Source organism: Microcoleus sp. PH2017_35_SFW_U_B, assembly GCF_020737865.1.
GTDB lineage: Bacteria > Cyanobacteriota > Cyanobacteriia > Cyanobacteriales > Microcoleaceae > Microcoleus.
Genome location: NZ_JAEQDE010000094.1, coordinates 1 through 19947, shown reverse-complemented (window position 1 = coordinate 19947; position 19947 = coordinate 1). Strand labels below are relative to the sequence as shown.

General features: G+C 47.9%; 16 protein-coding genes. 8 read left to right on the top strand and 8 right to left on the bottom strand.

All coding sequences use genetic code 11. The annotated features are described in order from the left end of the window. Positions 1 to 52: 52 nt before the first annotated feature. From JGK36_RS25040 to rsmI, 5 genes are all read right to left on the bottom strand, one after another. Positions 53 to 1066, bottom strand: coding sequence for an aromatic ring-hydroxylating dioxygenase subunit alpha (locus JGK36_RS25040; protein ID WP_293182066.1), 1014 nt, complete (start codon positions 1064 to 1066; stop codon positions 53 to 55). 300 nt (positions 1067 to 1366) lie between these two features. Continuing rightward, a complete protein-coding gene (gene uraH, locus JGK36_RS25035) occupies positions 1367 to 1729 on the bottom strand; it encodes a hydroxyisourate hydrolase (RefSeq protein ID WP_293182068.1) in 363 nt (120 codons plus the stop codon). A gap of 53 nt (positions 1730 to 1782) precedes the next feature. Next, positions 1783 to 2943 (bottom strand): FAD-dependent urate hydroxylase HpxO, encoded by a 1161-nt coding sequence (gene hpxO, locus JGK36_RS25030; RefSeq protein WP_293191538.1) that lies wholly within the window; start codon positions 2941 to 2943, stop codon positions 1783 to 1785. A 174-nt stretch (positions 2944 to 3117) separates the two neighbouring features. Then, on the bottom strand, positions 3118 to 4338 hold the full coding sequence (locus JGK36_RS25025) for a glycosyltransferase (RefSeq protein ID WP_293182072.1): 1221 nt from the start codon (positions 4336 to 4338) through the stop codon (positions 3118 to 3120). Between the two features lie 84 nt (positions 4339 to 4422). Further along, on the bottom strand, positions 4423 to 5304 hold the full coding sequence (rsmI, locus tag JGK36_RS25020) for a 16S rRNA (cytidine(1402)-2'-O)-methyltransferase (protein ID WP_293198390.1): 882 nt from the start codon (positions 5302 to 5304) through the stop codon (positions 4423 to 4425). A gap of 99 nt (positions 5305 to 5403) precedes the next feature. On the opposite strand from rsmI, the gene JGK36_RS25015 reads away from it, so the two are divergent. After that, the gene (locus JGK36_RS25015; RefSeq protein WP_293198387.1) at positions 5404 to 6267 is read left to right on the top strand and encodes a PfkB family carbohydrate kinase; all 864 of its coding nucleotides are present in this window, start codon (positions 5404 to 5406) and stop codon (positions 6265 to 6267) included. A gap of 245 nt (positions 6268 to 6512) precedes the next feature. Beyond that, the gene (locus JGK36_RS25010) at positions 6513 to 7643 is read left to right on the top strand and encodes a cupin-like domain-containing protein (protein WP_293198383.1); all 1131 of its coding nucleotides are present in this window, start codon (positions 6513 to 6515) and stop codon (positions 7641 to 7643) included. 801 nt (positions 7644 to 8444) lie between these two features. Here JGK36_RS25010 and JGK36_RS25005 read toward each other — a convergent pair. From JGK36_RS25005 to JGK36_RS24995, 3 genes are all read right to left on the bottom strand, one after another. Further along, entirely contained in the window at positions 8445 to 8888 is a 444-nt protein-coding gene (locus tag JGK36_RS25005; RefSeq protein ID WP_293182080.1) for a retroviral-like aspartic protease family protein, read from the bottom strand. A 377-nt stretch (positions 8889 to 9265) separates the two neighbouring features. After that, the gene (locus JGK36_RS25000) at positions 9266 to 10549 is read right to left on the bottom strand and encodes an ABC transporter substrate-binding protein (protein WP_293198380.1); all 1284 of its coding nucleotides are present in this window, start codon (positions 10547 to 10549) and stop codon (positions 9266 to 9268) included. Positions 10550 to 10573: 24 nt separating this feature from the next. Continuing rightward, the gene (locus tag JGK36_RS24995; RefSeq protein ID WP_293182084.1) at positions 10574 to 10870 is read right to left on the bottom strand and encodes a hypothetical protein; all 297 of its coding nucleotides are present in this window, start codon (positions 10868 to 10870) and stop codon (positions 10574 to 10576) included. Between the two features lie 70 nt (positions 10871 to 10940). Here JGK36_RS24995 and pilM point away from each other — a divergent pair, with 70 nt between their 5' ends. The 6 genes from pilM to JGK36_RS24965 all read left to right on the top strand — a co-directional run bounded on the left by pilM (position 10941) and on the right by JGK36_RS24965 (position 19699). After that, positions 10941 to 12035 (top strand): type IV pilus assembly protein PilM, encoded by a 1095-nt coding sequence (pilM, locus tag JGK36_RS24990; protein WP_293182086.1) that lies wholly within the window; start codon positions 10941 to 10943, stop codon positions 12033 to 12035. A gap of 458 nt (positions 12036 to 12493) precedes the next feature. After that, a complete protein-coding gene (locus JGK36_RS24985) occupies positions 12494 to 13411 on the top strand; it encodes a PilN domain-containing protein (RefSeq protein WP_293182088.1) in 918 nt (305 codons plus the stop codon). Then, entirely contained in the window at positions 13408 to 14208 is an 801-nt protein-coding gene (locus JGK36_RS24980; RefSeq protein ID WP_293182090.1) for a pilus assembly protein PilO, read from the top strand. The genes JGK36_RS24985 and JGK36_RS24980 overlap by 4 nt, the downstream gene beginning before the upstream one ends. A 410-nt stretch (positions 14209 to 14618) precedes the next feature. Continuing rightward, on the top strand, positions 14619 to 17069 hold the full coding sequence (locus JGK36_RS24975; protein ID WP_293191556.1) for a type IV pilus secretin family protein: 2451 nt from the start codon (positions 14619 to 14621) through the stop codon (positions 17067 to 17069). Positions 17070 to 18112: 1043 nt separating this feature from the next. Next, positions 18113 to 18406 carry an HU family DNA-binding protein gene (locus tag JGK36_RS24970; protein WP_293148925.1) on the top strand — a complete coding sequence of 98 codons (294 nt, stop codon included), beginning with the start codon at positions 18113 to 18115 and terminating at the stop codon, positions 18404 to 18406. A gap of 15 nt (positions 18407 to 18421) precedes the next feature. Beyond that, positions 18422 to 19699: a histidinol-phosphate transaminase gene (locus JGK36_RS24965; RefSeq protein ID WP_293198377.1), complete on the top strand. Its 1278-nt coding sequence runs from the start codon at positions 18422 to 18424 to the stop codon at positions 19697 to 19699. Positions 19700 to 19947: the final 248 nt, after the last annotated feature.

Genomic DNA, 19947 nt, shown 5'->3' with positions numbered 1-19947 from the left:
CTGTCAACTGTCAACTGTCAACTGTCAACTGTCAACTGTCAACTGTCAACTGTCAACTGACTTTAGTTTGTTCGACTTCGCCGTGGGCTTTTAGAAGTGCAGCAATTTTGTGGCGGATGATGATTCCCGGCTTATCTGTCAGCATATGTTGCTCTTGGGCGATGTCGAGCGGTACGTCCCAATCTGTTGTTTCTAAAATCCGCTTGTCTTCTAAAGTAACAGCGCGATCGAAGGCAATAATATCGCTGGTTTTTGCCTCATTTTCGGTATCGTTCCGGAGGCAAAACTGCACCATTTGAGAAGTCGCATCGTCAATCGGAGTCATGGTATTGACGATGATGTGAACGAGTCCGTTTGGGTAAGCAATCCGCAGCTTGACGGTAAACGGTAGAAACCAAATTCCGTCTATTGTCCGCACGGTTTCAGCTTGCTCTATGTTTAAGTTTTGCTGTTGTTCGGCGGGATTAGCGACACCCAAAACACTTCGGTAATGCAGTTCCCATTCTGTTTCTGTAAACTCCATCACATCGGGCGTGAGATGCTCTTCGCTGCCGAAAGTTGCGGTATGTACAAAAGTAGGATGAGCCATATCTAATTCGTTTTCCATCACCCGCAATCCCGCACAATTCCAAGGTTCGTAAAATTCGTGAATTTGGCGGTAGTTGGGGTCTGCTGCTTCGGGAATATTGGGAATCTCGGCGATTGGTTCGTCCAAACAAACCCAAACGTATCCGTAGCGATCGCAAGCCTGATAAGATTTTACTTTGTAGTTGCCAGAAATCGAGCCGTTTGGCTGTTGTGGAACGCTGACACAAGTTCCTGACGAGTTGAATGTCCAGCCGTGGTAAGCACAGGAAATGTTGCCGCTGACAACTTTTCCCAGGGAAAGTTTAGCAGTGCGGTGACAGCAGCGGTCTTCTACTGCTGCGGGTTGGCCTTCAGAATCGAGCCAAAGTGCGATCGGCTGACCTAATAATACAAAAGGTTTTGGTTCGCCTGACAATTCGGCGACGGGAATAACGGGATACCAGAAGCGTTTGAAAACAGGTTGTTTTGTGACTAACATGGTTTTTTTAATTTTAAATTAATTATTTGACATCTCCCCTCTTTAGTTAAAGCATGGTGCGTCGCTCCAACAATTTTGGATATTTACAAATATATAGCCTTTCTCAGATAGATGAGGTACAGTTGACAAATTGGTAATTGGTAATTGGTAATAGCTTGAGAGGGTACCTCACTTTCTTGAGAACTGCTATGGGCGATGCACCCTACCGCGATAAACACTGCGCCCTCAACTGTCAACTGTCAACTGTCAACTGTCAACTGTCAACTGTCAACTGTCAACTGTCAACTGTCAACTGTTTAATCAACTACCGCGATAGGTGCTGTACGACCAAGGCGAAACTAACAGCGGTACGTGATAGTGTGAGCTTGGGTCGGCGATGCCGAACTGAATTGGAACGCTGTTTAAAAAAGGCGGATCGGGCAAATTTTCGGCGGACTGCGCGAAGTATTCGCCAACAGCAAAGACTAATTCATAAATTCCCGGTTTGAACTCGTTTTCTGATAGTAGCGGAGCAGCGGTGCGGCCGTCAGCATTAGTTGTTACAGTTTTTAGCAGGATTTTGGCGCCGGAGTTGGGGTCAATTGATTGCAGGGCGATCGACATATTTGCCGCCGGACAGCCGCGGGCTGTGTCGAGAACGTGAGTAGTAAGTTTGCCTGACATTATTGTAAGGTTAAATGCTAATTTTTGATTGATTTTCCCGCTAGAAGATTGTGCTAGTGTAGGGGCCCTGCCATGATGACTTTGGCGATCGCATCTGTGACATCACTTGGCTGTTCCTTAGCCAGTTGTTCGTACCAAAGTTGTGTCACCTGCGGATCTTTGCCGTGAATTTGTTCGGCACGCTGGCGCGCTTTTTCGACAACTGCATTCGCCCGCTGCTTGCGCTCAGTTTCGTAGCGTTTGAGCGCGTATTCTACGCCTAAATTCGTAGTCGAAAGGTAGTTGCTGAGTACGAGTCCATCTTCCATGGCTTGACAGCCTCCCTGGCCCAAATCCGGGCAGGTAGCGTGGGCGGAATCTCCCAGCAAAGCAACTCTACCGCGAACGTAGGAGTCGATCGGGCCTACGTCGTGAATTTCCGGGCGGGCGACTGTATTGGGATCTAATCTTTCTATCAACAATTGCACTGGTTCGGCCCAACCTGCAAAATGTTCTTTAAGTTCGGCTTTGTAATTGTCGGGATTGGCGGGAGTTCCTGTGGGTAACGGAACATCAAAGAAAAAGTAAAAGCGATCGCCCGCTACGGGCATTAATGAGGCGCGCTTGCAGTCACCGACATAAATCGCCCAAGTATTTGGCGGCGCTAGTGCTTCATCCGCCGCTACTAGCCCGTTCCAATTGATATAACCGCCGTATTTCGGCTGTACTTCGCAGCCCAATACATGGGTTCGCAAAATTGAGCGAACGCCGTCAGCAGCCACCAACAAATCGCCGCGCGCTTTGTCTCCGTTCTCAAAAATTGCAGTTACTCCGGTTGCGTCTTCTTCCACGGCAATACATTTGCGATCGAGCTTGACTTCTTCCTTAAAAGCTGCTAATAACATTTGTTGTAAGTCACGGCGCGCCACCGGATAAGGACGCTGACCGACTTGTTGAATTAGCGGCATTAAATCGATGTCATTTAGCAGTTGACCGATTTTGGTGCGGTATTCCATGCGCTCCATTTTTCCGCCAATTTGCGCCATATTTGCGCCTAAACCAAGGCGGTTGAGAACTTTGACGCCGTTCGACCACATGGAGATACCAGCGCCTGCTGGACGCAGTTCTTTTACGCGATCGTAAATTGCAACTTCATAACCTGCTTGTTGGAGGGCGATACCGGCAGTTAAGCCACCAATTCCGGCACCGATAATGACAACTTTTAAGTCGTGCATTCTGTGTTTCTCCTGCTGAGTGACATCCTAATACTATTTTAGATTTTAGATTTTAGATTTTAGATTTTAGATTTTAGTATCAAGAATTACATCTTAAGTCGGTGAGTCAGATTTAATTTACTCGATTATCATCAAACAAACCCAACTGACGCACCCTACATAATTAATTGGGAATTAGCCTAAAAACTTGGTTAATTCACCGAGATTTTGCCCGATCGCATTTGTCCCGCGAATGTGAGATAGCGGAGAACCTCCATACAAAAAACTATCCAAGCTGACTTGATAATTTTGCTGCACGGCCAAATCCAGCCACAAATTCTTAAATCCCGCTCCCGTTTTGTAGTCGGGAATGTTATGCTGGTAGTAGGGAAAACTGTCAAGGCAAGTATTAAAAAAGTTCTTGCGGCCGCAATGCTTTAAATACTGATATCGCGGTTTGAATTCAGTTTTATTTTGCAATACTGTATGAATCGTATCCGCTAAGGATTCCGCGTCAAATTTGGAATAAAGACCCGCACCTTCCGGGAAAACGGGCGAGTTTCCTCGGGCGTATTGGTTGAATTCTTCAAAACAAATTACTGGTACGTTGCAACTCATGGCTTCGGTAATTCCCCGGTTTTTGCCTTCGAGAAGGGAACCCAGGACGAATGCTTGTGCCCGCGAATAATAGTTAGGGATTTCTTGATAGTAGTCAACTCGCGGCAGTAAGTTGATGTAGTCGGAGGTATTTCCTAAAATTGTTTCAACTTCGTGCAATTCTTTTAAGGCGTTCTCGTCGAGAGTTTTCAAGTTATTAACATCAAAGTCGTGACCGCTGACAACTGTTAATTTTATGAGTTTTTGCGGATACTTTTGCCGATAAATTTTTAAGGCTTTGGCAATCATCGGCAAGTTCTTTTCTTCGGAAAATCGGGCGACGGCGAGGAGGTCGATGTCTTTGGCGGGGACGTTGCGAGGGGAAATTAAGTATTCGTTGATGAAGTCGGTGTCTTGCAGTGGTATGATTGGTTTGTTGGCGCGATCGGGATATGTTTCGCGAAACCACTTGGCTCGCTGCGGGTTTTTGTATAAACTGGAGTAGGCGTCGGCTACGGGTGCCCAGGAGTAGGAGGTTCCGGGGGAATAGGTGAAGGAATGAAATACTGAGGAAAGTTGGGGAAATAGTTTGTTTATCAGTTCGACTCCTTCGCTGAAGTAAATCCCTTTGATGAATTTTCCTTCGTAAAACAGCGGGGGAAGCAAGACGTAGAAACTGACTGTATCGAAGCGGTGGGGTTGGTCTTCAAATATCTCCCAGCTAAAGGCGTCTAAGTCTGCATAGATTTCGGCGATTGGTTTGTTGATGTGGGGGTTGCGTAAATAGGGTTTTTGGCGATCGTAGTTTCCGCGTACCATAGAATTTATTAGTGTGATTATTTAGCTTTTTTTATTTAACCGCAGAGGGCGCAGAGGGCGCAGAGAAGGAGAAGAGAGAGTTATTCACAAGTCTTCTAAAGGTTGTTCTGGTGATTCGTTGTCGCCAATTGTGAGGGCTAGTTGGTAGATTTGGCGGCGGGGGAGGGATGTTTGTTGCGCGAGTTGGCGGCTGGCTTGGGAACGACTTACACCTTCTGCAATTAATGTTTGCAATTCGGCTTTGATGGCGTCTTCTGAGAAAATTGGTGCGTTTGTTTGGATACCGGCAATCACTAGGGTGAATTCTCCTTGGGGTTCGCGTGTGGTGTAAAGTTCGATCGCACTTTCCATACTACCGCGCCAAAATTCTTCGTGCATTTTAGTCAACTCCCGCGCCAGTACAATCTGTCTGTCGCTTCCCAAGGTGTTTGCTAAATCTTGTAAAGTTTGCCGCAATCGGTGCGGAGATTCGTATAAGATAATAGTGCGCGATTCTATTTGCAAACTTTCTAAACTCCGCTGGCGTTCTTGACCTTTGGTGGGTAAAAATCCTTCAAACACAAATCTGTCTGTAGGTAATCCCGATGCACTTATCCCAACTATACAAGCGCTCGGGCCGGGAATCGGAATAATGTTAATATTAGCATCGGCGCAGGCTTTGACTAACTCGTATCCAGGGTCAGAAATTCCGGGCATTCCGGCGTCGGTGACGAGGGCGATACTTTTTCCTAACAGCAGTTTATCGATTAATTCCGGGAGTCGCTGGTGTTGGTTATGTTCGTGATAGCTGATTTGGGGCGTTTTTATTTGAAAGTGGTGTAAAAGTTTGCCCGTGTGGCGCGTGTCTTCGGCGGCGATGAAGTCTGCTGTTTGCAAAATTCGGATGGCGCGATATGTCATATCTTCGAGATTGCCGATCGGCGTTCCGACAATGTACAGTGTTCCTGTATTGGGATTTGGCTGCATTTTGATGTTTTTTATTTTTAACCGCAGATATAACACGGGCGGGACGCCCATGCCACAGATTTAAGAACCAATATCACAAGAAAAAATATCAGACAGATTATGAAGACTGGATTGTTTTTGGGATTGGCGACTTTGGATTTAATTTATTTAGCCTCCAAGCCTCCGGGGGAAAATCAGAAAGTTGTTGCTGTTGATTCTACCATTGCTGCGGGCGGGCCGGCGACAAATGCTGCGGTGGCTTTTAGCGGTTTGGGGAATGCGGCGGTGTTGGCGGGAGTTTTCGGTACTCACGCGATCGCCCAATTAATCCGTGCAGACTTAGCAGAGTACAATGTCAGGATAATGGATTTGCAGCCAGGGCGATCGCACTCTCCGCCAGTCTCTTCGATTATCGTAACTCAAGCAACGGGCGATCGGGCAGTAATCTCAGTGAATGCTACTAAATCCCAGGTTGACAGCCAAGCAATTAACCGAGATATTTTAACATCAGTTAATATCATACTGTTTGACGGACATCAAATCCCAGCCAGCCAAGAAATTGCTCAACTCGCCCAATCAAAAAACATTCCAATCGTCCTCGATGGCGGCAGTTGGAAATCCGGATTAGAAAAAATATTGCCCTTCGTTGAATGGGCTGTGTGTTCGGATAACTTTCATCCACCAGACTGTCACAATTCCCAACAAGTCTTTGCTTATCTCTCAGCAGCCGGAATTCCCCACCTTGCCATCACTCGCGGCGAAAAACCGATTCAATACTTCAGCAATGACAGTTTCGGTAGTTTAGAAGTGCCTCAAATTCAAGCCGCCGACACTTTAGGCGCTGGCGACATCTTTCACGGCGCTTTCTGTCACTACATTTTACAAGAAAACTTTACAAACGCCCTAACCGCCGCAGCTAAGATAGCTTCCGATTCCTGCAAATTTTTCGGAACCCGCGACTGGATCAAAAACATTCAACTTTAATTTTAAATTACTAAAAAAATCCGGACAAAAGCGATCGCACCCCGAAAACTCAAACAGCCAACACTCGTTAAGCTAAAATAGTTATAGCAACCCTCTCTCTCTTTATTAGCACCCGTGGAACAGGCGTCTCGCCTGTTTATTCTCGCAGTTCATAAAAAAACTCATTCACAAATCCAACCAGATTGCTATATTAGTTAAGCAACTTCAAGCAAAACAAAACCACCCCAAAACAAAACACTCCAATCATGCCTGACACCCAACCCCTAACCATCACACTTCCCCCCTTACGGATTACCCTCACAGAACAACAACAGGTTAATCTAGAATGGCTGACACAAAACTTGCCCAATCTACTCGCAGCAGCGCCAAGCAAGCCAGAAGTCCCCGACAACCTGAAACAGTGGGTGGCGGCTAACAAACTATTAAATTTACCAGATGCAGACATCATTCAAGGCCTAATAAATACAGGCGTTGATGCCGAAACAGCAACCGCAGAAGTTACCAAAATATCCTCTCATCCGTACTTCCAAGCAGGCAGCCATTACGTACAGTTATTGCAGAAACTGGAATCGCAACTAACCATCAACAATCAATTAGCAGCCCTCTCTTCCAAGTTTGGCACAATCGAACGGAAAAGCAGTCTTTCTAGAGAGTATTTTCTCGAAAATTACTACGCAAAAAACACTCCGGTAATTATTACCAACATCATGCACAACTGGAAAGCCTTACAGTTGTGGACGCCAGAGTATTTGCAGGAAAAATACGGCGATGCAGAGGTGGAAATTCAAGCCAACCGCAATTCCGATCCGGATTACGAAATTAAGATACACAACCACAAAAAAACCGTTCAGTTCCGCGAATATATAGATATGGTCGTCAACGGCGGCCCTAGCAACGACTGCTACATGGTTGCTAACAACCAAACTCTGGAAAGAGAAGAATTTAAACCGCTATTCAACGACTTTGAAATTTTCCCAGAATATCTGACTCCCGACGATACCAAAGGCAGAATTTTCTTTTGGTTTGGCCCGAAAGGTACAATTACACCGCTACACCACGACCCGGTTAACTTAGTTTTAGCACAGGTATCGGGACGCAAATTAATTAAGTTGATTTGTCCGCAGCAAACACCTCTACTTTACAATCATGTCGGAGTTTTCAGCAAGGTTGACGGCGAAAATCCTGACTACGAAAAGTATCCGCTTTACAGAGAGGCGAAAATCATTGAGGTGATTTTGGAACCGGGAGAAGTTATTTTTATTCCTGTGGGTTGGTGGCATCACGTAAAATCCCTGGATGTGAGTATTTCGGTTTCGTTTACTAATTTTGTGTTTCCCAATTATTACGAATGGAAATATCCTCATATTAATTGGTAGTCGGTTGGGGCTCGCTTCACAAAAACCATTCCAAAATTCTGTAGATACTGTCTTGACAAGTCAAGAGGGGCGATTGCATAATTGATGTCGAAAGGCTTTTGGGACTTGAAAACCCCAAAAGCTAAATGCACCAACTAAAGTCTTCTCTTCATCCCTTGGGCTTGCCTTGACAACTAGAATAACTTCTAGCCCTACTTATTCAGCCGATACCATTGTCCTCCATTCAAATCTCTATTCTCTCTCTGTGTCCTCTGTGTTCTCTGCGGTTAAATTATTCCCATACAACTCGAAACGATAATATTACTTTTACTAAAGAAGGACTAAAGTCCTCACTACGAACCTAGGATAATAGTTTTAATGCCGATATTGACCTATATATATGGCGGCACGGATTTCCATTATTTAATGATATGTCAAGTTGCAAAAAAAAGCAAGAGGCGAACTAAAAAAAAAGTTGCCCCAGCTTTAATAAAAAACTACCTTTGATTCCAAGCCGCCGCCGCATCAGTGACAGCTTCCTCTACTGGTTTTTCACCTAACATTGCCGCTTGCAAATTGTCATAACCTGCATTCAGATCTCTATTCTCTCCCTCTGTGTCCTCTGTGTTCTCTGTGGTTAAATTATTCCCATACAACTCGAAACGATAATATTAGTTTTCATAAAATAGTAGGGTGCATCAGCCACTTCTGATTCCCCACCTGAAAATTAGGGCCCTCGCTGACGAACGCTACAATATTGCTGAATCGAGAAAAACGATCGCACTTGTCAACGCACAACCGTCTCAAAAATGGGGGTTAGCGCTACAAAATCGTCAAATAGGTTTCAGTCGGACTGATGGGTAAAGGTTTCAAGATTTGATTTTGCAAGTCTATTTCCAATCCCAATGATTCTAAAGGTATGACACCCAAAAGTGCATCATTACCTCCCGGTAACTCCAAGCACTCGAAAGTGCCTTCCCGGTCAAACATTGATATTTTAGCATCTTGAAAAATGCGGGCTTTGCCAATACCCATTGCTGTTGCTACGTCTACTTCTTTGAGGAGTTTTAGTCCCAGTTTGGCGATCGCCTCTTTTGGCAGACACAAGGTAGTAGCCCCTGTGTCCACCAATACGTTTTTGAGGACGATCGACCGAATTTGGTCTTCTAGAATCGTCCCATCTTCTGCCCGAATTTGGTCGGCTCGATTAATGATTGTCAGAGTGGCAAAAACTTTTCCCATTGGATTGCTGTTTTTAATTTGCATAGTTGCCTCCTGCGGTAGCGTCGGAGTTATTACCTAGTTTAATTATAACTTATATGCAGGAGCGATCGCACGGGTTTCTCGTGAGCAATCTATATCAAATCCGATACCATCGTCTTGCATTCAGATCTCTATTCTCTCTCTCTGTGTCCTCTGTGTTCTCTGCGGTTAAATCACCTGACCATACAACCGGAAACGATAATATTAGTTGTACTAAAGAAGGACTAAAGTCCTCACTACGAACCTAGGATGATAATTTTAATGCTGATATTGACTTATATATATGGCGACACGGATTTCCATTATTTAATGATATGTCAAGTTGCAAAAAAAAGCAAGGGGCGAACTAAAAAAAAAGTTGCCCCAGCTTTAATAAAAAACTACCTTTGATTCCAAGCCGTCGCCGCATCAGTGACAGCTTGCTCTACTGGTTTTTCGCCTAACATTGCCGCTTGCAAATTGTCATAAATTGCCTTTTGCAACTTCTTAACATCCTTGAGAGGCGGAATCAACAACTCGGCTTTGTCCAACCCAGAAGCGCTGATAATCCTAGCTCGATCGCTCGAAGCAGCATCGGCAGGAACGCTCTTAAAATAACCGTCCTGCAAAGTCTCAATCGTGGAAGGCAAAACATTAGCAGCCTTCGCAAAAGCTAACTGATTTTGAGAATTAGTTACGTACAAAGCAAACTTGACAGCATCATCAGGCCGCTTGCTATCGCGAGGGATAACTAAATTCATTACTGCCACAGTTTTCTTGCCAGTTTCTCCGGTAATTTGAGGCGCAGCAGTTGAAACAGCACCAATACTCGGAGCATTCTCGGCGATCGCCTTTAAAAACTGAGGCCCGGAACCCAACAAAGCAGTTTCTCCAGCTTGATAAAGCTCGATCGCCCTGCGGTGTCCCTGCACCAAAACATCCTGCGGTAACAGCCCGCCCTTGTACAAATCAACCCAATACTGAAAAACAGCTTTGCCCTTAGCTGTATTAAAAGCAGCCTTACCTTGAGCGTCCACCAAAGGCACACCCATCTGCACGAAAGATTGCAACACTTCCGCCGAATCCTCCGGTACAAAAGTCGCAAAAAAAGCAAACTTACCAGTTTTCTCTTTTACCTGTTTTGCAACAGTTGCCAACTCGGCATAGGTAGCCGGAGGCTTGGTAATTCCAGCTTTTTTAAACAAATCCGTATTGTAAATAGTTACCGGAGTTGTAAGATACCAAGGAATGCCAAAAGTCTTGCCCTCAAGTACACTAGCTTTCCAGATATTTGGCAGATAGCTCGATCGCACTTGCTGCGAAATCCGAGAGTCCAAATCCAGCCAAGCATTGCGCCCCGCCAACAGCGAAGCAAAATCAGGATTCAGGTTCACCACATCCGGCGCAGTTTTCGCCGACACAGCCCCCAAAATCTTGCTTTCCATCGCCGACCAAGGCACGTCCACCCAGCGCACCTTCACTCCGGGATTTTCCGCTTCAAAACCGGCGATCGTCTTGTTGAAATAATCAGTAAACTGAGGTTGCAGTTGCATAGTCCAAAACTCGATCGCGTCCGCATTCTTGGCCTGGGAATTAACAGCCGGCTTGCTGCAACTTACTACCGCAGCCAGCAGCAGCCCCACCAGCCCAAACACAGCGAACAGTTGCCAAGATTTACGTTTCATAGAAATAAATTTTGAGATTCAAGGTTAGCTAAGGAGAAAACAAGCATCGCCCTCCCAAAGCCCTCCTGGGCTCAAGCGCCAGAGTTTTGTGTGCGGGCCCGGGAGGGAGAGAGTCGGTTTTGCTGCATAACCGGCAGGTTTTCGGTCGATCGAGTTTAAATTTGTTGACATTCGCAACAGAATAGCTATTGTCAAGTAAATTGGATAGCATAAAATCGAAACTGGCGATCGCGCCACAAAGACTGTGCAGCGCAGAATCAGGCGGGATACCGAGATCGCAGCGATCGCAGTATCGGCGGGAGTTGGAAACCAATCTTCCAACAGCCAACGGCCCAATCAGGCTGGCAAGCGTACAACATAAAAAAATACCAATTACCGACGACCCAATCCTATGGTTAACTTTTTCAAAGGTCTACTTTCCCCACGCCAGCCTGGAATCGGGATCGAAATAGCCCCAGATCGCATCAACATCATTCAGATCGAAAAGAAAGCTCAGGCATTAAAATTGGGTCTCCTAGCCTCAATGGAAGTACCAGAAGACATCATACAAGAAGGGCAAATAGTCGATCCGCCGGGAATGGCAGAACTAATACGCACCCTGATGGCTGAAAACAAAATCAAAGCCAAGAAAGTAGCCACCGCCATTCCCGGCCGCGAAGCCGTGATCAGGCTAATTCCAGTTCCCGCAGAGCTCAACGAAGAAGAACTCCGGGATTACATGAACGCAGAAGCAGGGCTGTACTTGCCGTTTCCCAGAGAAGACGCCGACGTAGACTATCAAAAAATAGGCCTATTTGTAGATGACGACGGCGTAGAAAAAGTGCAAGTCGTATTAGTTGCAACCCGCAGAGAAGTTACCGATACATACATCGAAACCTTCAAAGAAGCCGGACTGGATATAGACGTGTTAGAAGTAACCAGCTTTGCTCTGATCCGCACCCTCAAAGACCAACTGCAACAATTTTCCTCCCAAGAAGCAGCAGTCCTCACCGACATAGAATTTGACAGTACCGAGTTAGCTATAGTAGTGGACGGCATACCGCAATTTAACCGTACCATCCCGATCGGCACCTACCAAATCCAGACCGCCCTCAACCAAGCCATGAACCTGCCTCCCACCAGAGACACCAGCGAACTGCAAGGCATGACCCTACCAGTCACAGACACAATGGGCGCATCGGGAGACACCAATCCCGGCACCAATGCGATGATTAAAGTATTGGGAGAACTAGCAGACGAACTGCGCCGTTCAGTAGACTTTTACCTCAACCAGAGCGAAGAACTCGAAGTAGCGCAACTGTTGCTAGCAGGGCCAGGAGCTGCGATCGGCAAACTTGACGAATTTTTCATGCAAAGATTAAGCTTGCCGGCATCTCAAGTAGACCCAATCGAAACCCTAGGACTCGAAATCAGCGAAGAAATTAGCCCAGAACAGCGAGCAGGCTTAGGAGTAGCCTTAGGTTTAGGACTCAGGGAGGTAATGTGACCTAAGAGTTTTAGATAATAGAAAAACAGATTTGAGAATTTTAGGAAAAAGCTTCTTCCGCAAAAAGAAGCCCCCTGATACAGAAGGTAGAATATTGGAGGTAAAAGGTAAAAGGTAAAAGGTAGAATATCGGAGGTAGAAGCAACCACTTCCTTCAGTAGAAGGCAGAAAGTTGTTTCTTTCTTCCCTAAATAAATCCTTCACTTATACCGGCAATCTGGCGCTCTGTCTAAAATCTAAAATTTCAAATTAAAATCTATAGCAACAGCCAAGACGGTTGGGACGTTCTTAATTGCTCAAACCATGCGGCAGATTGCACCTTCCACAGGATTTCCTCCTTCTTCCTTCTTCCTTCTTTTTACCTTGAGCCAAGCCTTTCATGCCTTCTTCCTTCTTCCTTCTTCCTTCTTCCTTCTTCCTTCTTCCTTCTTCCTTCTGCTATAAAATCCAGTGAAGCCATGTACAGCCTAGATATTAATTTTCTCAACGATCGCCCCGACTACAAACCAGTCACAGCAGCCAAAAGCTCAGCTAGAAGAAGTTCCGGGGGAGCCAAAGACCAACTGCCCCTAATTGGGGCGGGGCTGTTTGCCTTGGGTCTCAATGCCGCCGTCATGGGCGCCTGGTGGTGGGCGACCAGCCAAAATAGCAGCTTGGCTACAGAACAAGCAAACATCGAACAAGAACTGGCAAGGTTAAGCACTCAAGCCAACGCCATCAAAGCCATCAACGCCGAAACCGACAAAGTTACCGCCGAATACAAAGCATTAGCCGGAGTATTCGACCAAATTAAACCTTGGTCGGCGATGCTGCAAGACCTGAGTGCCCGCACTCCCGCCGGACTGCAAATTGCCAAAATCGAGCAAATCGACCCCAGTCCCGCCCCCGTTGCAGCAGCACCCCCTCCCCCCGCGGCAACTCCCGCCGCATCCCCCGGCGCGAGTCCATCCCCCGGCGCGAGTCCATCCCCAGCCAGCCCCACCCCGGTGGCTGCTCCTATCCCAGTCGCCCCGCCACAGGCGGCAAAAGTACAAATTTCAGGGATAGCCAGTACCTTTGCTCAAGTTAACGACTTTATGCTTCTAGTCCAGCGCTCTCCTTTCTTCCTCAACACCGATACCAAACTGGTAGCGGCCACATTAAAAAGCAACCCCACGCAATTACAAGTGCGGAACCCAAACGCAGCAGCAGCAGAACTTCCCAAACTGCGGCCGGTGGTGGAATATAAAATTGAAACAACGCTCAGCCCGACTGGCGCCTCCGAGTTGCTCCCCGAGCTGCGGAGCAAGCAAGCAGACGGGCTAGCAATACGGATAGAAACACTTCAAGAAAAAGGAGTGCTAGAACCAGAAAAAACAGAGGTGAAAAAACCATGACAGCAGAGTTTATTCCCAGCGGGGCACAAGCAGAAGAAGCAGGGACTCAGGAAATATTTGGCATTAAGCTGACACCCCAAGTCCAAGCAATAGGCATCGCGGTTCTCGGCCTCGGAATAGCCGGCTACGTCGGCTCCCAGTTCGTACTCCCGGAATTCCAAAAAAGCGACGAAATTAAACAAAAAATTGCCGCCAGCAAGAAAACGCAAGTCGAATTGCAAACTCTAATTCTCAAAAAGTCAGAAGCACAAGCAAAGCAAGAAGAAGCCAAACAGCGCCGGGCCAACGTGACGGCAATGTTTGCTAGCGACGCAGGATCTAACACGCTGCTGCTTGACATGAACCAACTGGTTAATCGCATCAACGCCGGCGTGCAAGGGGACGACCTCAAGGCTAAAATTACCAAATTTGAGCCGGATGTCCCGCCAGCAGGAGCACCAGCACCCGTGCCGGGAGCTCCCGACCCTGATATTCTCAGCGATACGTCCTTCGGGCCGTCCCTGGCTGGCAAGCTCAGACGCAAAAAATATAAGGTAGAGTTTGAAGGCAGTTTCGCTCAAACCCGCAATTTCATGCGTAACTTGGAGTTGATGCAGTCGCTGTTGGTAGTGAGGAATTTGAAATCTGAATTGCTAACATCAACTCAGTCTATGCAAATAGATTTTTTGAAGGGAAGAATAGTCCCTGTGGAGCAGCCACAAACTAAAATTAAAACGGCTTTTGACTTGCACGCGCTGCTGCCGTTAAAGCAAGAAGAAAAACTGCCAACTCCGGCTCCAAGTCCTGCTGCTAAGTAGCCGTATTATTGCTGATATTAGCTCTTTTTTGAAAGTTGCTTTTTCAGCAGGAGGTAGAAGATAGAACGCCAAAATATGAATGCCGCGAACAAAAATATATGGCAATCTAAAATTAGGCTTTTTGCCGAATTCATTCTAACTTCTTCCTTCAAACACAGGCTCGAATCGAGAAGATATAGCCTTCGTTTCAGTAAGATGATGTGCCCATAGGGCTCCGTGGGCATCGGCCTTCCCAGGGCATGGGGCATTGGGCATTGGACATTAGTAGGCCCTCACCAATAACCAATAACTAATAACCCATGCCCCATGCCCCATGCCCCATGCCCCATGCCCCATGCCCCATGCCCCATGCCCCATGCCCCATGCCCCATGCCCCATGCCCATAAATAATAAAGTGTAGAGGAGAGAACGTGAAACAGCATCTACGGTTAAGTGGAGGACTCTTGAGCAGCGTTGCCGGAGTTATGCTCGCCCAAGCGCCAGTCTCGGCAGCGCCGACTAAAGTCACAGGAGTGCAAGTAAGTCAAGCTAATAATGGCGTAAATATTGTCCTAGCTACCGAAAAGGGCGATCGCCCGCAAGTTTTTGGCATCAACAGCGGCAATACCTACCAAGCCACGATTACCAACACCCAGCTCCGCCTGCGCCAAGGCAACAGCTTCCGGCAAGATAACCCAGCTCCGGGCATTTCCTCAGTAGAAATCACCCAGGTAGAAGCTAACAGCATCCGCGTTGTAGTGGCAGGAACCAACGGAATTCCCAACGGACAATTTGTGCCCGGACAAGGCCAAAGCATCGTCCTCACCGTTGCCGGACAGGGCGGGACAGCGCAGTCTGCCCCAGCAACACAGGCTGCATTGCCCTCGCTAAACCAAGCCCAAAATGTACCTCCGCCACCTCCAGGACTGCCGCTGAGCCCAACAACTTCCCGGCCGGCCCCCGTCCGCACGTCGCAAACCCCGGGCGTGATGCTGCAAAATCCCGAAGTTACTATTACTAGGAACGATCGCCCGCCCCTCCCCAGCGAAATACAATCTCAGAACAATCAAGCTCCGTCTTTCCAGCCGCGGGCTGTAGCGCCGCCCTTGGGAGATATCGCAGTTTCTAACATCGCGCCGGCTGGGGCAAGTATTGAACTGAGTTCGGGAGAACGCATCCCCCGTTTGGTGCTGCGCGATGCCCCAGTCCGCGACGTTTTAGCTCTGCTGGCCAGGGCTGCGGGATTGAACATTGCTTTTACAGGCGGCGGGGCCCCCGGCCAACCAGGCCAAGCCGCTCCGGCGGCCGCACCGGGAGCAGCAGGAGGCGCCGATGAAGGGCCGAAGATTTCTTTGGACATCGAAAATGAGTCGGTGCAAGATGTTTTCAACTACGTGCTGCGGATCAGCGGGCTGCAAGCCAACCGCGTCGGGCGCACGATTTTTGTCGGTTCTAATTTGCCTCTGGACTCGCGCAATATTATCGTTCGGACGCTGCGACTCAATCAAGTCAGATCTACCGATGCAGCTAACTTTTTGAGTGCTCAAGGTGCAGAAACTCAACTCCCCATTACTCGGGTGACTATTCAAACCGTGGGCCAGGGAAATACGGCGCGGGATGTGGAAATTCGGGAACCGGACATTAAGGCGATCGGCGCCAAGGATGGCAACGGGCCGCTCTTGCTGAGGGGACTGTCGGTGCTGGCGGATGCGAGGCTCAATTCCATCACTTTGGTGGGCGACCCCCGCAAAGTTGATGTTGCGGTAGCTTTCTTGACTCAGCTAGATTTGCGCCGCCGTCAAGTGGCTGTCAACGTCAAGGTGATCGATGTCAACTTGCTGGGAAACAACAGAAGTAGCAGCAGTTTCTCTTTCGGAATTAATAACAATTTCTTTGTCAATCAGGACGGAGTAGCAAGTCTCAATTTTGGTGGCTTGCGGCCGGCTACAGTCGGTGATGTCAACAATCCCAACAATCGATCGACTCCGCCGATCGTCCCCAACCCCATAGGAGCCGTGGAGCCTATCTACGATCAGAGGGGCAATTTAATCAACGTGCCTCTAACAGGGACTCCTACCTACGATCGGAATGGCAATTTAATCAACGTACCTAACAGTGGCGGGGTGTTCCTCCGCCCGACAGCAATTACTGGTAACCCCGGACGAGTTGGGGTTGAAACTTACGAGCCTGGCCCGGGTGGCAGTGCGACTTTCGCCCTGTTCCCGCTGTTGCAATATCCGAGGAGGTTCCTGTCGGCGTTGCAGGCAACTATTGAAACCCGGAATGCCAAAATCCTCACCGATCCAACTCTGGTGGTTCAAGAAGGAGAAACGGCGAATGTGAATATTACTGATGAGATAATTACTAACATCACTCAGCAAACGCAGACCACGGGAAATACAAGTACCACAACCACGACGGCAGTGAAAGATAAGGCCGGTTTGCAGTTGGGGGTGGCGATCGATCGGGTTGACGATAATGGCTTTGTTTCTTTGCGGGTGAACCCGATTATCAGGACACCGGGCTCCACTCGAGATCTGGCCACGGGCGCGAACACCAATCAGATAACGCTGCTGGGCGAGCGATCGTTGCAATCGGGGCTAATTCGCCTGCGGGACGGTCAAACTTTGATTGTTTCGGGGATTATCCGCGACGAAGAACGGATTACAGCAAACAAGATTCCGATTTTGGGAGATTTGCCGATTATCGGTTCGCTGTTCAGGAGCACCACTAAGGATAACCAGCGGGCAGAGTTGATTGTATTGCTGACTCCCCAGATTTTGGATGATAGCGATCGATCGAACTTTGGCTACCAAAACAACATCAGTCCCGACGCCCGCCAACTGTTGCAGCGCAGTCAGCCCGTCCAACCCAGACAGTAGGCATGGGGCATCGGGCATCGGGCATCGGGCAAAGAGGGCATCGGGATGAAGGAAGAGGTGTCAACTTAAGGTCAAAAGTCGTGCCGGTCTGCTGTCTGACGATTTGCCGAGTCTAGATCCCCCCTAACCCCCCTTAAGAAGGGGGGGACAAGAGCGTCGTCCAAGTCCCCCGACTATCCGGGAGAGAAGAGCGTCGTCCAAGTCCCCCGACTATCCGGGAGAGAAGAGCGTCGTCCAAGTCCCCCGACTATCCGGGGAGAGGGACAGGATTCTTCTCAAAGTCAACCCCTACTCCCCTTCTTAAGGGGGATTTAGGGGGATCGAGACTCGGCTATAAACGAGAGATACAAACGACTATCCGGGGAGAGGGACAGGATTCTTCTCAAAGTCAACCCCTACTCCCCTTCTTAAGGGGGATTTAGGGGGATCGGGCCTCGGCTATAAACGAGAGATAGAGATACAAAGGTTTTTAGGCGATTGGTGACACGAATGGGAAGAGAGAAGAGGTTCGAGGAAAAGAAATATTTCTTTTCCCCTTGACAATTCAGACTTTATTCCTTTTAATTCACCTTCTTTCTCTCAGAAGCAATCAGGAATCAGGAAAAAAAGTTTTGTTTAACCCTTGACAAATGACATTTTATTCCTGCTATTTTTACTTATTTTCAAATTTCAAATCCACGGAGGCAAGAAATCTTCTCTCCAAAGAGGTATTTTTTTACCTAAATTTAGGTATTAATTCTAAAAATTGTCCGAATCCATATAAATTAAAGGTTCCACCGATCCATAAGGGTCGGCAAGACTTTAGAATAATGCAGTGAAAATTAGATGCTGTCGGGTTTTCAGCAACTAAAAACAAAAATTCCTTTTCTGACCAATTACCCTAGGGTAATTAGTATTCAGCAGGAGTTCTTAATTGGGGAAGCGGGCTGGAGTAATAGGGGATAACCCAAACGCTCTCAACCCAAACTCCAATACAGTTACAACTCACAGCTAATAGTTGAACTCTGTTTAACGTATTTTGCAAATCCCAGAAGGAGTTCTGAATGAACAAAGGTGAATTGGTTGATGTAGTGGCCGAAAATGCTAGTGTCACGAAAAAACAGGCAGATGCCGTTTTGAGTGCAGCCTTGGAAGCAATCATGAAAGCTGTCTCCGACGGCGACAAGGTGACATTGGTCGGTTTTGGCTCGTTTGAGTCGCGGGAACGCAAGGCCCGGGAGGGTCGCAATCCCAAAACTGGCGACAAGATGGAAATCCCGGCAACTAAAGTTCCTGCATTTTCCGCAGGTAAGTTGTTTAAGGACAGAGTTGCACCGCCGAAAGAACCCAAAATTTAATTGGTGAACTGAGTCTTGATTAGACCTGTACACGGTGGGAATTTAGCTTGGGCAGCCGCATTGGCTGGCTGCCCTCCCTCTGCTATTCTCGATTTTTCTGCCAGTATCAGTCCTTTGGGCCCTCCTGAGTCTGCCCTGGCTGCGATTCAAGCTCATTTGAGCAGTCTCACGGCTTACCCAGACCCGGATTATGGAGAGCTCCGGACTGCTTTGGGTGAGGCATTGAATGTTGATCCGGATTGGATTTTGCCGGGGAATGGATCGGCGGAATTGTTGACTTGGGCGGCTTGGGATTTGTCGAAGCTGGAGGCGACTTATTTGGTGACTCCGGCTTTTGGCGATTACTGGCGAGCTCTTTCGGCTTTCGGCGCGCAGGTGCTCGATTGTCCTTTGGATCTCACATCTTGCACCATTGTCAAGAACGGGCAAGATGCCCATTCCACAAGGGATGAATTTTCTTGTGGAACAGGCATCTTGCCTGTTCCCAAACAAGTAATTGAGAATGGTGGAACATCTGGGTTGGATCTCAAATCGTTGGATGCTGGAACCGGAAACGGATTGGTAAGCGATGATTTATCGGTTTCTAACGGTTCCCTTGTCTCTCCTTCTTTCCCTCTCCCGGTTCCTCTTGCTCTCGGCGCCGATCGAGCTTTGTTGCTAAACAACCCTCACAATCCTACGGGTTTGCTCTTCGGTAGGGAGGCGATTCGGCCTTATTTGGAGCAGTTGGGTATGGTGGTGGTGGATGAGGCCTTTATGGACTTTCTACCGCCAGCAGAGCAGCAAAGTTCGATCGCTCTAGTTGAGGAATTTCCGAATTTGGTGATTTTACGATCGCTCACCAAATTCTATTCTCTGCCGGGACTGCGGATGGGATGTGCGATCGCCCATCCCGACATCCTGCGTCGCTGGCAGTTGCTGCGCGATCCTTGGCCTGTGAATGCCTTGGCTGCGGCGGCGGCTGCTGCTATGGTGCGAGATGCTGCTTTTGAGCGGCAAACTTGGGATTGGCTGCCTGGGGCTCGGCGAGAGCTGTTTGAGGGTTTGGCTGATTTACCCGGTTTGCGGCCAATGGCTGGGGCGGCTAATTTCTTGTTAGTTGAGTCGTCGGTGTCGGTGGCTGCAATTCAAAAAAGTCTGTTGCAACAACACCGGATTTTGATTCGGGATTGTTTGAGTTTTCCTGAGTTGGGCGATCGATTTTTCCGAGTCGCCGTGCGCGATCGGGTGGACAATCTGCGGCTGATTGCTGGACTTGCCGATGTGATTAGGAATGGCAATTTAATAACTTAATCGACTTGCTTGTTACCAGGCTCTGCCTCCTTTTACTTCCCAGAGTATAGGAGAGAGGACTGTAGGAGCTGTTTAAATTATTAAATTTTCGTTCCTTAGCTGTTAACTCGGAAATTCATCTCACGTCATAATCTTTGATTTTGGCGTGAAATGAATGCCAGAAGAGCGGGCGAATGGAATTCGCGCCTATACAGACAAAACCCGCCTCCGCGGGTTGAAGAGTGGGCCGTTGAAATTACGTTGTTTTC

What these genes read in the sequence shown, in the direction of transcription:
- uraH (WP_293182068.1), bottom strand. Translation starts at nt 1,729, where the DNA reads ATGTCAGGCAAACTTACTACTCACGTTCTCGACACAGCCCGCGGCTGT.
- JGK36_RS24985 (WP_293182088.1), top strand. Translation starts at nt 12,494, where the DNA reads ATGTACAGCCTAGATATTAATTTTCTCAACGATCGCCCCGACTACAAA.
- JGK36_RS24980 (WP_293182090.1), top strand. Translation starts at nt 13,408, where the DNA reads ATGACAGCAGAGTTTATTCCCAGCGGGGCACAAGCAGAAGAAGCAGGG.
- JGK36_RS25010 (WP_293198383.1), top strand. Translation starts at nt 6,513, where the DNA reads ATGCCTGACACCCAACCCCTAACCATCACACTTCCCCCCTTACGGATT.
- JGK36_RS25040 (WP_293182066.1), bottom strand. Translation starts at nt 1,066, where the DNA reads ATGTTAGTCACAAAACAACCTGTTTTCAAACGCTTCTGGTATCCCGTT.
- rsmI (WP_293198390.1), bottom strand. Translation starts at nt 5,304, where the DNA reads ATGCAGCCAAATCCCAATACAGGAACACTGTACATTGTCGGAACGCCG.
- JGK36_RS25015 (WP_293198387.1), top strand. Translation starts at nt 5,404, where the DNA reads ATGAAGACTGGATTGTTTTTGGGATTGGCGACTTTGGATTTAATTTAT.
- JGK36_RS25025 (WP_293182072.1), bottom strand. Translation starts at nt 4,338, where the DNA reads ATGGTACGCGGAAACTACGATCGCCAAAAACCCTATTTACGCAACCCC.
- JGK36_RS25000 (WP_293198380.1), bottom strand. Translation starts at nt 10,549, where the DNA reads ATGAAACGTAAATCTTGGCAACTGTTCGCTGTGTTTGGGCTGGTGGGG.
- JGK36_RS25005 (WP_293182080.1), bottom strand. Translation starts at nt 8,888, where the DNA reads ATGCAAATTAAAAACAGCAATCCAATGGGAAAAGTTTTTGCCACTCTG.
- hpxO (WP_293191538.1), bottom strand. Translation starts at nt 2,943, where the DNA reads ATGCACGACTTAAAAGTTGTCATTATCGGTGCCGGAATTGGTGGCTTA.
- pilM (WP_293182086.1), top strand. Translation starts at nt 10,941, where the DNA reads ATGGTTAACTTTTTCAAAGGTCTACTTTCCCCACGCCAGCCTGGAATC.
- JGK36_RS24970 (WP_293148925.1), top strand. Translation starts at nt 18,113, where the DNA reads ATGAACAAAGGTGAATTGGTTGATGTAGTGGCCGAAAATGCTAGTGTC.